We start from the raw sequence: 12,352 nt of genomic DNA, 5'->3' as shown, positions 1-12,352 counted from the left end.
AGTTATCTATTGTTGCATTAGCTACGACTCCATTAGGTATGGAGACAATGGAGGAAAGCAAATATACCAGCCAGCCGTTCCCGGAACAGCGCCAGGCCTGGCCCGCGCTCCAATCGAAGATGACGCCGCGGCCGGACTGTGGCGAATCGAGCTATCGCGGGTCCGGGCGGCTCGCGGGGCGCAGGGCGCTCGTCACCGGCGGCGATTCCGGTATCGGGCGGGCCGCCGCGATCGCCTTCGCGCGCGAGGGCGCCGACGTCGCGATTAACTACCACCCCAGCGAGGAGCCCGACGCGCGCGAGGTGAAGACGCTGATCGAGCAGGCGGGGCGCAAGGCGGTGCTGTTGCCCGCCGACATCCGTTCGGCAAGCAATTGCGAAACGCTGGTGGCCAGCGCGATCCGATCGCTGGGCGGGCTGGACCTGCTCGTCAACAACGCGGCCTATCAGCAAAGCAAGGAGAGCATTGCCGACATCACCGACGAGCAATTCGTTCGGACCTTCGAAACCAACGTCTTCGCGATGTTCCGGATTTGCAAGGCGGCGATCCCGTCGATGCCGCCGGGCTCGGTCATCATCAACACCGGCTCGGTCAACAGCTACGATCCCGGCGAGGAGTTGCTCGATTATGCGTCGACCAAGGGCGCGATCCTGATCTTCACCAAGGGCCTCGCGAAGCAGCTGGCGAAGAAGGGCATCCGCGTAAACATGGTCGCGCCCGGCCCGATCTGGACACCGTTGCAGGTCGCCGGCGGGCAATTGCCGGGCAAGATGGGCGAGTTCGGTCAGGACACGCCGCTCGGCCGGGCCGGACAGCCCGCCGAACTGGCACCGCTGTACGTGATGCTCGCCGAGGATGGCACGAGCTTCTCCACGGGCACCGCGGTCGGGGCGCATGGCGGCAAGGGCAGCCCGTAAGGAATGGCGGAATGACCCGCCGCGCTTCAGTCTCCCGCAAACCCCCAGGCCGACACCCCCCGCTCCCGCTCGTTGATCAGTAGCGCGCGCGCCGCTGGCGGGGCGGAGCGTTGCGGGCAATCTCCGCGCTCGCACATCCGGCATCCCAGGCCGATGGGCGTGGCCACACCGCCGGGATCGACGCCTCGCGCCGCCGCCAGCGCGGGGGCCTGGGCCGCCGCCACCCCCAGCCCGATCGCAAATTCGGCCGCGACCGCCTGCGACGCCGATCCCACCGCGCCACCCTGCGCGCGAACACAGCGTGCCAGTGTAAACCAGCGCTCGCCGTTCTCCAGCTCCACCAATTGCGTCACCGTTTCGCCGGGGCGATCGAAGGCATGGTGCAGACGCCACAGGGGGCATCGCCCTTCCGCCTCGATCAAGGCCGACTGGCTTGCCCCGGCATAGCGTTTCGACGACTGACCGGCCCGATCGACACGGATCATGAAGAAGGGCAGGCCCCGCGCCCCGATCCGTTGCAACGTCGTCAGACGATGCGCGACCTGCTCGAACGCGGCGCCGAACCGGCGTTGCAGAATGTCCACGTCGTATCCCGTCGCCTCGCAGGCGCGGAGGAAGCGGGCGTAAGGCATCATCGTCGCGGCGGCGAAATAGCCCGTCAGGTGGCGACGGAACAGCCGCCCGGCCGCGCGATCCGCGAACCCCGCCCCGCGAACGAGCGAATCGATCTCCGTGCGTGCTTCGAGCTGGGCCAATTGCACCGCGATGGCGAAGGTGCGCGACGCGACTCCGAGCCGCTCGCTCAATTGCAATTGCCGCGCGTGCAGGTCGAGCCGGCGGAGCAGATCGGGCATCACCTCGACTGGCAGGATGCGGATCGCCAGTCCGTGCCTGACGCGCAGTCGCTCGACCAGCGCGCCATAAAGGTCCGCCGCGATCAATCGCAATTCGTCGGCCAGCGCTTCCGCAGCCGCGTCGAGATCGGGGAAGTGGTTCCGCCAGCGGGCAATCTCGCGACGAACCGCCGCGGCGGGATCGTCGCCGGCCCCGGCCACCACATCGCCCCCGCCTCCGACCCGGTCGAACGCGCGCGCGAACGCCTCGGCGCCGCCGGGCGCCGCTGCCAACCACTCCTCCACTTCCCCGCGATCGACTTCCAGATCGGCGAACATCGGGTCACCCAGCCGCCGCCGGATCGCCTCGGCGCCACCCCCCGGCTCGCCTGCGGACAGCGCCCGCGGATCGAAATCGAAGCGCTCGGCAAGCTGCACCAGCAGGCCGGTCGGCAAGGCGCGCTGGTTGCGCTCGATCAGGTTGAGGTAGCTCGCGGAGATACCCAGCGCCTCCGCCATTGCCGCCTGCGTCAGCCCGTTGCGGCGCCGCAATCGCCGTACCGCGTGGCCGGCCAGCACCTTCTCTCTCGCCATATGCCCCTGTAAATATCTTTACAACATTACCTCTATTTACCGAATTCTACCCGACGAAGCGACACGAAAGTGTGAAGACACCGCTTCGCAAAAGCGATTTTAGTCGATTATCACACTCCTATCAGGCGAGCGATCGCCGGCATCCAACAAGGAGAGTGACCATGACCACCGAGCCGCAGCGCAGCCGCGCCGTCTTCTCCACCGAGGATTTCGGTCTGATGAAGGAAGCCGTCGCGCACTATGTTCGCCAGATCGCGGACGATCCGCGCTCGTCGAAATTCTCGAACCTCTATCACCGGCTCGGCCGCCTCGGCTGATCGGACGGCTCGCTTCGGCCGAGCCAGCACTTTCCTGGGGAGGAAAGGTGTCCGTCGGCATGCTTCGGCGTGTCGACGGACATTCCCGTCCACTCCCCCGCCACCACCGCTATCAAAAAGGGATCCGCCCGTGACCTATCAGGACAATATCACCGCCGCCGCGCAATTGATCGGCACGTTCAACGGCACGTGGGACGGGATCGACGCCGAAGCGGTGGCGCGGATGAAGTTGCAGAACCGCTTCAACACCGGAATCGACATCGCCAAATACACCGCCGCGATCATGCGCCGTGACATGGCGGCCTATGATGCCGATCCGGCGCATTACACGCAGTCCCTTGGCTGCTGGCACGGCTTCATCGGCCAGCAGAAGCTGATCAGCATCAAGAAGCATTTCGGCACCACCAAGGGGCGGTATCTGTATCTGTCGGGCTGGATGGTCGCCGCGCTCCGTAGTGACTTCGGCCCGCTGCCCGACCAGTCGATGCACGAAAAGACCAGCGTCCCCGCGCTGATCGAGGAACTCTACACCTTCCTGAAGCAGGCCGACGCGCGCGAGCTGGGGATGATGTTCCGCGAGCTGGACAAGGCACGCGAAGGCGGCAACGAGGTCGAAGCGCAGCGCTTGATCCACGCGATCGATCATTATGAAACGCATGTCGTGCCGATCATCGCCGACATCGACGCCGGTTTCGGCAATGCCGAGGCGACCTATCTGCTCGCGAAGAAGATGATCGAGGCCGGTGCCTGCGCGCTCCAGATCGAGAATCAGGTCTCCGACGAGAAGCAGTGCGGGCACCAGGACGGCAAGGTCACCGTGCCGCACGAGGACTTCCTCGCCAAGGTGCGCGCCTGCCGCTACGCCTTCCTCGAACTGGGGGTCGACGACGGCATCATCGTGACGCGCACCGATTCGCTCGGCGCGGGCCTGACCAAGCAGATCGCCTTTTCGAGCCGGCCGGGCGATATCGCCGATCAGTACAACAGCTTCCTCGATTGCGAGGAAGTGACCGACGTCACCTCGCTGCGCGGCGATGTTGTGATCGAGCGCGACGGAAAGCTGATGCGCCCGAAGCGGCTGGCATCGAACCTGTTCCAGTTCCGCGAGGGCACGGGGGCGGATCGCTGCGTCCTCGACTGCATCACCTCGCTGCAGAACGGCGCTGACCTGCTGTGGATCGAAACCGAGAAGCCGCATATCGAGCAGATCGCGAGCATGGTCGATCGCATCCGCGAGGTCGTACCGAACGCCAAGCTGGTGTACAACAATTCGCCGAGCTTCAACTGGACGCTCAATTTCCGCCAGCAGGTGTACGATCGCTGGGTTGAAGAAGGCCGCGACGTCTCCGCCTTCGATCGCGCGCGATTGATGAGCGTCGACTATGATGACAGCGAGCTGGCGATCGAGGCGGATGAGAAGATCCGTACCTTCCAAAAGGACGCCGCGGCGCGCGCCGGCATCTTCCATCACCTGATCACGCTGCCGACCTATCACACTGCGGCGCTCAGCACCGACAATCTCGCGCGGGAGTATTTCGGCGAAGCTGGCATGCTCGGATACGTCAAGGGCGTCCAGCGGCAGGAGATCCGCCAGGGCATCGCCTGCGTGAAGCATCAGAACATGTCGGGCAGCGATATCGGCGACGATCATAAGGAGTATTTCGCCGGCGAGGCCGCTTTGAAAGCCGGCGGGGTTCACAATACGATGAACCAGTTCGCCGCCTGACCTGATCCGATAACGGAAATCACCACCTCGGCGCGCGAGCGCCGGGGTGGTTAACCGTTATGAGTACCATCTGTCCGAATGCAGCAATATTACGGTGCGCGTAAAGCATGCATTATGAATGACTTTCGGGCAATCGCCTTTCACATACCTGTCATCGCAACGGCGTTGCACAATGGAACAAGCCGTGACATGTACCGCGCTCCTGTACAGGGAGAGTAATATGAAGCTCGGAACTTATCTGCTCGCCGCTGCGGCCGCCATGATGGCGACGGCGCCGGCGATGGCTGCGCCGGCCAACCCGGCCGCCAGCCTCTCGGTCGCCAAGTCGGCTCGCGCTGGTTCGCCGTCGGCGAAGAAGAACGAACTGGCCGGTGGCGGCCTGATCGTCGCGGTTCTGGCGGCGGCGGCGGTTGTCGCCGGCATCGTCATCATCGCCGACGACGACGATTCGGACAGCAACTGATCTTGCTGAGGGGAAGAGGGTTCGCCCTCTTCCCCGACCGATCACCGGCGCGACCATCGCGCCACTGCGGGCCGCATGGTCCGCCCGGCCCTCTGGCTCTCCACCATTGCGCCCCCGGCCATTCGGCCCCCCCCCGCCATTCGGCGCCCGCCATCAGACGCTCCGCCGTCAGGCCCCCGCTATCATGCCAGCGCCTCGTCCCCGTCGACCGGGTGACCCGCCTGCCGCACCACCGCCTGGCGCTCCGCCTGCCCAAGATCGGTGACGAAGATCCGGCGATGCGCCGCCCAGCGGCCAGCCTGTTCGCTGGCTGTCCATTGCACGATCCACGGCGCCAGCAGCCAGCCCGCCGTTACCGGCACGAGCCACGCCGCCGCGACCGGCATCAACGGAGACAGGATCAGCAACACCGCGCCGGCGGCAATGTGCCAGCGATAACGCGGCAGGATCTCCGCCATCGACAAGCCCTGGCTGCTGCGGTTTTGCGGATGCCATTCCGCCCGCCGCTGCCGCGCGATACCGATCAGATCGATCGTCTGCGTCAGCGCGATCGTGGGCGCCGCAAGGATCGACAAGGGCACGTCGAGCGCCACGGAGCGGAGGATCGCGCGCGCACCACCCAGATCATGCCGCCGCTGCCGGTCGCTGACGGCGTGGATCACGCCCAGCAGCTTCGGCCCGAACAGCAGCGCGATCGTCAGCGCGAGCACCGACCCCGATGTCGATGCGGAGATCAGCCCCTCCTGCCCCGTCACCGCCAGCAAGACGCTGATCGCGATCAGCAACAGCCACAGCGGCGAGGCGATATAGCCCGCCGCGCCGAGCAGCAGTTGCAGGCGGTTGATCCAGTGGAAGCCAGAGGCGTGCAACAGGCCGAGATGCTGGAGATTGCCCTGTGCCCAGCGCCGGTCCCGCACCGCGGCATCGATCAGCGTGGGGGGATATTCCTCGAATGTCTCCTCCGTCATCACCATGTGCACACGCCAGCCGCGACGCCGCAGCAGGGCGGCCTCCACGACATCGTGGCTCATGATCGTGCCACCGAACGGCGGCTTGCCGGGAAGTTCGGGCAGACCGCAGCTATCGGCGAAAGCACGCACCCGGATCAGCGCATTATGCCCCCAGAAGGTCGCTTCCGACCCCGACCACCACACCAGGCCGGCGGTCGAGGGCGGCCCATAGACGCGGCTGGCGAACTGCATCCAGCGCTGGAACAATGTGTGCGCGCCGATCACCTGCGGCACGCTCTGCAACAGCGCCACGGCGGGGCGGCGGTCCATGATCTGGGCCATGCCAATGATCGTATCGCCGCCCATCAGGCTGTCCGCGTCGAGCATCAGCATATAATCATAGGCGCCACCGAAGCGGCGCAGCCATTCGGCGATATTGCCCGGCTTGCGGCCGATATTGCGCTCACGCCGACGGTAATAAATGGCGCACTGCAACCGCTGCGTCAGCCCGCGCCAGATCGCGACCTCGGTTTCCTCCGCCTCGGGCGCCGAATCGCTGAGGATGAAGAAGTCGAAGGCGGGTGAGGCACCCGCCGCCGCGATCGCATCGGCCATATATGCGAGCCGCGCGGCGACCGCGTGCATATCCTCATTGTGCACCGGCATCAGAACGGCGGTGCGACCGCTCAGCGGTTCGGACCAGCGCGGCACCGGCATGAAGCCGGGGTGCATCCCGGTGGCGAGCACGAAATACCCGATCACGGCATTGATGAACCCGAACGCGATCAGCGCGAACAACGGCGAAAAGATCGTCAGCAGGATCGCATCGCCGAAACCGAAGCCGTCGGCGAGCACCGACTCCTTGAGCGCCGTCGACGCCGCCATCGCCAGCACGCCGGTCAGCAGCACCAGCAGGATCCGGCGAGTCAGCATATCGGGGACGCCATGCGCGGCGGTCGGCGCGGTCGGCACCGGCGGACGCCCTTCGAACAATTGCACCGGCATGTCGAGCGGTGCTTCGTCGGGAAGACGGAAGGGGCGCATCATCGCAGCGTCAGCGGATACAGGAGGGTTTCGCTCAGCGCGGCTTCCCCGCGCTTGAGATAGAGCCGCACGTCGGCGGTCGCCCCCGCGTCCGGGGCGATATCCGCGGTGACACGCCAGCGATCGCGCGTCCCTACCACGGGGTAGGCCGAGCTCGTCAGCACGCGCCCGCGCGCGACGTCGATCTGCGGCACCACCCCGCTCTGCCGGGTCAACCCCGCCAGTCCGTCACCCTGAAAATCGGTCACCAGCTTTATCGCCCCCGCGACGATCGCCGCGCCCGGACGCCCGGCGGTGCCGAGCCGCGTATCGATCACGCGCGCGCCCTGCGCGACGCTCGGATCCGCGGAGGCCCAGCGCAGCCGATAATCGAACCCCAGCCGCTCGCCAGCGCGCACGGGCGCGTTCGGCACCCAGAAGCAGGCGACATTGTCGACCGTCTCGCCGGTGGTGGGGAAGGCATATAGCATCACCTGCCCGTCGCCCCATGTGCCGCGCGGCTCTACCCATAGATTGGGGCGGCGATCATAAAAGGCGCCATCATCCTGATAATGATCGAAATTACGGTCCCGCTGGATCAATCCGAAGCCATGCAGGTTGCTCGCCGCGAAGCTATCGGTCACCGGGCTCGTCGGGTTGATCAGGGGGCGCCACAGCCGTTCCCCAGATGCCGTGAGCAGCGCGAGCCCGTCGGAATCGTGGATTTCCGGGCGCCAGTCACCCGCCCCGGCACCCGTCCGGTCGCCATACCAGAACATGCTGGTGATCGGCGCGATCCCCAAACGCTCGATGGCACGGCGCGGAAACAATACGCTCGACACGTCCTGCACGACGTCACCGTCATGGCGCGAGGCGAACCGGAACGCGCCGGTCACGCTCTCGCCGTCGAGCAGCGCGTAGATCACATAGGCACGCTCTCCGGCGCGTTCGATCCAGAATTCGGTGAAGCGCGGGAATTGCTCCCGATCCGCCAGGCCCGTGTCGATCGCCAGTCCGCGCGCGGACAGGCCATATTGGTCCTGCGCGCCGGCGGCACGAAAATAGGCAGCGCCAAGATACGCCAGCCAATCGCTTTCCCGTCCCGGCTCCATCGCGCGAAATCCCGCGAAGCCCGGCGCAGCGGCTTTCCCCGCCGGCACATCGAAAAGCTCGGGGGCGAAGGATATCGGACGCGCCCGCCCCTGCTCCACCACGTTGATCGCGACGGGTGTTGCGGCCACGTTGCCGAGTGGAAACAGGCGGATGTTATCCAACAATGCATTGTCGGCACGATACCGGATCGCCCCGATCGCATCGAAATCAATCGCTTGCGCCGCCGCTACCGGCTTGGCGGGGCGATAGGCGCGGCGCGCCAGCGCGGCGGCGCGCTGCTGCACGCCCTCCCACGAGAAAGCGGCGTCACGGGCGGGGGCGCCCGTGGCGATCAGGGGCCAGCAGGTCGCGGCGGCGCCCGCCAGCATAAACTCGCGTCGATGAGTGGTTCGCATGGCTACGCAACCGGCTAGTGTCCGCTTTGTTGCAATACAAAAGCCGCGCGACCATCCGGGCGATCAGAGGGACTGACCGTCGTCGACATCCATCACGCAGCCGGTGAGATGGGCGGAGCGATCGGAGGCGAAATACAGCAGCATGTCGTCCAAGGCATCGAGCGGCAGCAGCCGTCGCCGATGGAAACCGGCAATCTGCGCCTGCCCTCCCTCGGTCATGAACCAGTCACCGTTGATTTCTGTCTGAATGTAACCGGGTTGAATGACGTTGACGTTGATCCCGGCACGAACCCACTCACGCGCGAAATTGCGGCCGAGATGCGCCACCGCCGCCTTGGAAGCCGCATAAGCGACATCGCCGGTCGCGGTTTGATGCGCGGTAATCGATCCGATCAGCACGATCCGACCCCGCCCGGTCTCTCGCGACGCGGCCGCGATGAGCCGGCGTGCGCCCTCGCGCGCGGTGAGGAACACACCGGTCAGATTGACGTCGATCGTCGATCGCAACGCTGCGGCGGTGATGTCGGTCGAACGCCCCGGATTGCTCTGCCCGGCATTCGCCACGATCGTATCGACGGTGCCGAAGCGCGCTTCCGCGGCATCGAACGCGGCCGCCACCGAAGCCTCGTCGGTGACATCGACCGCCACCGCCAGCGCCGCTTCGCCGAGCCGCTCGGCAAGCGTGGCAATGCGGTCGACACGTCGCGCCCCGATCACCACCTTGGCCCCCGCCGCGACGAAACGCTCGGCGAAATGCGCCCCCAGCCCCGAGGATGCCCCGGTAATCAGTGCGACTCGCCCTTCCAGTTCGTTCACCTATTTTCCCCCCGCGCGATCCATGCCGTCGCGGTGCCATGGGCGGACACAGGCGACAAGCCCCGGAGCGAAGCGTGCCCCGGCGGCGTTATGGCGGGAACGATCGATGAAAGGGCCCCCGCCATGCTCCGCTCCCTCCTTCTCGCCGCCGTGGCGGGCACGCGCGCGATGACGCCGTTCGCGGCGATTGCCCATGCCGCGCGCCGGGGTGAACTACCGGCGGACAATGGCGCCCCGCGGCTGCTGTCGCACCCCTTGGTGAGCGCGGGCGCCAGCGCGATCGCGGCGGGCGAGTGGGCCGGCGACAAGATGCGCAGCGCACCCGACCGGATCATCGCCCCTGGCCTTGCCGCGCGCGTCGCGACGGGCGCGCTGGCAGCCGTCAGCCTCGCGCCCCGGCGGCAACGCCCGGCCGCCGCCGCGCGGGGGGCGGTGACCGCGATCGGATCGGCCTATCTCACCTTTCGCCTGCGGAAGGCCGCGATGCGGCGTTTCGGTCAGACGTGGACGGGCGTCGTCGAAGACGCGCTGACGCTCACCAGCGCGGCACTGGTGGTGCGGGCGATGGCGGCGCCCGCTACATTTCCCCCCGCGCATGGCGGATCGCGTACCATTTCCTGACATTGGCGTTATGCGCGGCCAATGTGTCCGCGAAGACATGCCCGCCGGTGCCGTCCGCGACGAAATAGAGCGCCTTCGACGCCGCCGGATCGAGCACCGCGTCGATCGACAGCCGGCCGGGGTTGGCAATCGGCCCGATGGGGAGGCCGGCGCTTGCGTAGGTGTTGTACCCATTCTTCGCGCGCAACTCGGATTGCCGGATCCGCCGCCCCAGCGGACGCCCCCTGGTGATCGGATAGATGACGGTCGGATCGGCCTGCAACGGCATGCCCAGCCGCAGACGGTTCGAATAGACCGCCGCGACCATGCGCCGCTCGGACGGCTTGCCGGTTTCCTTCTCGACGATCGAAGCGAGGATCACTGCCTGTTGCGGCGAGGTAACGACGGTGGCCGGTTTGCGGCTCTTCCACGCCTTCGCCAGATAGCGGGTCATGGCGGTCTGCATGCGATGCAGCACCGCCGCGCGTGTCTCGCCACGCTCAAACGTATAACCGTCTGGCAATACGGACCCTTCCGCCGGCACCGGCACCGTCCCGGTGAGCGCGGCGGCCTTCATCAGCTCGGCATGCACCAGCACCGACGGGTAACCTTCGGGAATGACGAGGACGCGCTGCGTCGCCTTGCCGCCCTGCAGGATCGCCAGCACGTCCGACGCGCTCGCCCCGGCGGGGAAGGAATATTCCCCCGCCTTGATCGCGACGTCGGAACCGAACAACCGCGCTTGTAGACGAAAACGGCTGGCGGAGGCGATCACCCCCGCTTTCTCCAGCGTGCGCGCCGCACCCGCGAGGCTGGAGCCCTCGGCGATCTGCACGATAGTCGGCCGCTCCGCCGGGCCATGCCCCTTCCATCCGCGCGCCGCCCACAGACCCGCCGCGATCAGCAGCAAGCCGGCGATCAGCCCGACGCAACCAAGCCTGCGCATCGCCGATCCGTCCTAGATCGACTTCATCACCAGCGACGCATTGGTGCCGCCGAAACCGAACGAATTGTTCAGCACCGCGCGCACCGTGCGCTTCTTCGCGGTGTGCGGCACCAGATCGACGCCCTCGGTGCCCTCGTCGGGATTGTCGAGGTTCAGCGTCGGCGGCACGATCTGATCGCGCAGCGCGAGGATGCAGAAGATGCTTTCGACTGCGCCCGCGCCCCCGAGCAGATGCCCGATCGCGGACTTGGTGCTCGACATCGACGCCCCCGACAGATCGTCACCGAAAACGCGCTTCGCCGCCGCCAGCTCGATCGTGTCGGCCATCGTCGAGGTGCCGTGGGCATTGATATAGTCGATATCGGCGGGCTCCATCCCGGCCTTGCGCAGCGCCATGCGCATCGCCAGCTCGGCTCCCTTGCCTTCCGGGTGAGGCGCGGTGACGTGATAGGCGTCGCCCGACAGGCCATAGCCGACCACCTCGGCGTAGATTTTCGCGCCGCGCGCTTTGGCGTGCTCATATTCCTCGAGGACGACCACACCCGCGCCCTCGCCCATGACGAAGCCGTCGCGATCCTTGTCATAGGGGCGGCTTGCCTCGGTCGGGCGGTCGTTCATGCTCATGTTAAGCGCCCGCGCCTGCGCGAATCCGGCCACGCCGAGCGGGTTGACGGTACTTTCCGCGCCCCCCGCCAGCATGATGTCGGCATCGTCGTCGCGGATCATGCGCGCAGCATCGCCGATCGAGTGCGCGCCCGTCGAGCATGCGGTGACGACCGCATGGTTCGGCCCCATCAATCCATATTTGATCGACACCTGCCCGCTGATCAGGTTGATCAGGCGACCGTGGACGAAATGCGGACTGACCCGGCCCGGGCCGCGCTCGTGCAGATTGACCGATTCGATCTCGATGCCCGGCAGCCCGCCGATGCCCGAGCCGATCGACACGCCCGCCCGCAGCCGGGTCGCCTCGTCCATATCGACGAGCCCGGCGTCTTCGAGCGCCTGGCCGGCGGCATCGATGCCATAGATGATGAAGGGATCGACCTGCCGCTGCACCTTATGGTCGACCCGCTTGTCGGGATCGAAGCCATATTCGTGGCCCTTCGGCTTCACTTCGCAAGCGATGGTGCATTTCTGCCCCTGCGTATCAAAACGTGTGATCGGACCAGCGCCCGATTTGCCGGCGATCAAATTCGCCCAAGCTGTTTCCACGTCCGCGCCCAATGGGGTGACGAGGCCGAGACCGGTGACGACGACACGACGCATAGACATTTCCTCTTCACCGCGGCGGCGCCATCTCCTCGGCCGTGCGGCGCTTTCAAAGTAACCTTCACCAAAATGAAACGGCCCCCCGCCCTCTAGCCGAGGATGGGGAGCCGCTCAATTCCGGCTCTGACGAGCGGGGCCGAGGCCCGCTCGATCAGCCCTTGTGCTCGTCGATATAGGTGATCGCGTCCTTCACGGTCGAGATCTTCTCGGCAGCGTCGTCCGGAATCTCGACGCCAAATTCTTCCTCGAACGCCATCACCAGCTCGACGATGTCGAGGCTGTCCGCACCCAGATCGTCGATGAAGCTGGCATCCTCGGTCACCTTGTCGGCCTCGACGCCGAGATGCTCGACGACGATCTTCTTCACGCGGTCGGCGGTCTCGCTCA

The 12,352-nt window shown here is 66.4% G+C and carries 12 protein-coding genes; 5 read left to right on the top strand and 7 right to left on the bottom strand.

The features are described from left to right. Nucleotides 1–47: 47 nt before the first annotated feature. On the top strand, nucleotides 48–917 hold the full coding sequence (locus ACFDSW_RS10655) for an SDR family oxidoreductase (protein WP_375250270.1): 870 nt from the start codon (nucleotides 48–50) through the stop codon (nucleotides 915–917). Between the two features lie 26 nt (nucleotides 918–943). Here ACFDSW_RS10655 and ACFDSW_RS10650 read toward each other — a convergent pair whose 3' ends face one another. After that, on the bottom strand, nucleotides 944–2,344 hold the full coding sequence (locus ACFDSW_RS10650) for a short-chain fatty acyl-CoA regulator family protein (RefSeq protein WP_375250269.1): 1,401 nt from the start codon (nucleotides 2,342–2,344) through the stop codon (nucleotides 944–946). A 161-nt stretch (nucleotides 2,345–2,505) separates the two neighbouring features. On the opposite strand from ACFDSW_RS10650, the gene ACFDSW_RS10645 reads away from it, so the two are divergent. The 3 genes from ACFDSW_RS10645 (at nucleotide 2,506) to ACFDSW_RS10635 (ending at nucleotide 4,850) form a co-directional block, all read left to right on the top strand. Further along, complete coding sequence (locus tag ACFDSW_RS10645; protein ID WP_335298761.1) at nucleotides 2,506–2,661, top strand: hypothetical protein; 156 nt, start codon at nucleotides 2,506–2,508, stop codon at nucleotides 2,659–2,661. A 130-nt stretch (nucleotides 2,662–2,791) separates the two neighbouring features. Next, complete coding sequence (locus tag ACFDSW_RS10640; RefSeq protein ID WP_375250268.1) at nucleotides 2,792–4,387, top strand: isocitrate lyase; 1,596 nt, start codon at nucleotides 2,792–2,794, stop codon at nucleotides 4,385–4,387. A 220-nt stretch (nucleotides 4,388–4,607) separates the two neighbouring features. Continuing rightward, a complete protein-coding gene (locus ACFDSW_RS10635) occupies nucleotides 4,608–4,850 on the top strand; it encodes a hypothetical protein (protein WP_375250271.1) in 243 nt (80 codons plus the stop codon). Between the two features lie 182 nt (nucleotides 4,851–5,032). Here the strand turns inward: ACFDSW_RS10635 and mdoH are convergent, their stop codons facing one another. The 3 genes from mdoH to ACFDSW_RS10620 form a co-directional block, all read right to left on the bottom strand. Continuing rightward, complete coding sequence (gene mdoH, locus ACFDSW_RS10630; RefSeq protein WP_375250267.1) at nucleotides 5,033–6,847, bottom strand: glucans biosynthesis glucosyltransferase MdoH; 1,815 nt, start codon at nucleotides 6,845–6,847, stop codon at nucleotides 5,033–5,035. Continuing rightward, nucleotides 6,844–8,304 (bottom strand): glucan biosynthesis protein, encoded by a 1,461-nt coding sequence (locus ACFDSW_RS10625; RefSeq protein ID WP_375250266.1) that lies wholly within the window; start codon nucleotides 8,302–8,304, stop codon nucleotides 6,844–6,846. Before ACFDSW_RS10625 ends, mdoH begins: the two co-directional genes overlap by 4 nt. Nucleotides 8,305–8,394: 90 nt before the next feature. Beyond that, the gene (locus ACFDSW_RS10620) at nucleotides 8,395–9,147 is read right to left on the bottom strand and encodes an SDR family NAD(P)-dependent oxidoreductase (protein ID WP_375250265.1); all 753 of its coding nucleotides are present in this window, start codon (nucleotides 9,145–9,147) and stop codon (nucleotides 8,395–8,397) included. Between the two features lie 123 nt (nucleotides 9,148–9,270). Here ACFDSW_RS10620 and ACFDSW_RS10615 point away from each other — a divergent pair, with 123 nt between their 5' ends. Continuing rightward, nucleotides 9,271–9,768: a DUF4126 domain-containing protein gene (locus ACFDSW_RS10615; protein ID WP_375250264.1), complete on the top strand. Its 498-nt coding sequence runs from the start codon at nucleotides 9,271–9,273 to the stop codon at nucleotides 9,766–9,768. Here the strand turns inward: ACFDSW_RS10615 and mltG are convergent. The 3 genes from mltG to ACFDSW_RS10600 all read right to left on the bottom strand — a co-directional run. Continuing rightward, a complete protein-coding gene (gene mltG, locus ACFDSW_RS10610; protein ID WP_375250263.1) occupies nucleotides 9,725–10,693 on the bottom strand; it encodes an endolytic transglycosylase MltG in 969 nt (322 codons plus the stop codon). The two genes, ACFDSW_RS10615 and mltG, sit on opposite strands and share 44 nt — an antisense overlap. Before the next feature lie 12 nt (nucleotides 10,694–10,705). Continuing rightward, nucleotides 10,706–11,962: a beta-ketoacyl-ACP synthase II gene (gene fabF, locus ACFDSW_RS10605; RefSeq protein ID WP_375250262.1), complete on the bottom strand. Its 1,257-nt coding sequence runs from the start codon at nucleotides 11,960–11,962 to the stop codon at nucleotides 10,706–10,708. 154 nt (nucleotides 11,963–12,116) lie between these two features. After that, a partial coding sequence (locus ACFDSW_RS10600) for an acyl carrier protein (RefSeq protein ID WP_375250261.1) occupies nucleotides 12,117–12,352 on the bottom strand: 236 nt, incomplete at its 5' end.

Origin of the sequence: Sphingomonas sp. (assembly GCF_042091075.1) — a bacterium.
Lineage (GTDB): Bacteria > Pseudomonadota > Alphaproteobacteria > Sphingomonadales > Sphingomonadaceae > Sphingomonas.
The sequence above is the reverse complement of the archived record's forward strand: the minus strand, read 5'-3'. Positions and strand labels throughout refer to the sequence as shown.

Coding starts and splice junctions, on each gene's coding strand:
- ACFDSW_RS10655 (WP_375250270.1), top strand. CDS start 48: ATGGAGGAAAGCAAATATACCAGCCAGCCGTTCCCGGAACAGCGCCAG.
- ACFDSW_RS10650 (WP_375250269.1), bottom strand. CDS start 2,344: ATGGCGAGAGAGAAGGTGCTGGCCGGCCACGCGGTACGGCGATTGCGG.
- ACFDSW_RS10645 (WP_335298761.1), top strand. CDS start 2,506: ATGACCACCGAGCCGCAGCGCAGCCGCGCCGTCTTCTCCACCGAGGAT.
- ACFDSW_RS10635 (WP_375250271.1), top strand. CDS start 4,608: ATGAAGCTCGGAACTTATCTGCTCGCCGCTGCGGCCGCCATGATGGCG.
- mdoH (WP_375250267.1), bottom strand. CDS start 6,847: ATGATGCGCCCCTTCCGTCTTCCCGACGAAGCACCGCTCGACATGCCG.
- ACFDSW_RS10625 (WP_375250266.1), bottom strand. CDS start 8,304: ATGCTGGCGGGCGCCGCCGCGACCTGCTGGCCCCTGATCGCCACGGGC.
- ACFDSW_RS10615 (WP_375250264.1), top strand. CDS start 9,271: ATGCTCCGCTCCCTCCTTCTCGCCGCCGTGGCGGGCACGCGCGCGATG.
- mltG (WP_375250263.1), bottom strand. CDS start 10,693: ATGCGCAGGCTTGGTTGCGTCGGGCTGATCGCCGGCTTGCTGCTGATC.
- fabF (WP_375250262.1), bottom strand. CDS start 11,962: ATGCGTCGTGTCGTCGTCACCGGTCTCGGCCTCGTCACCCCATTGGGC.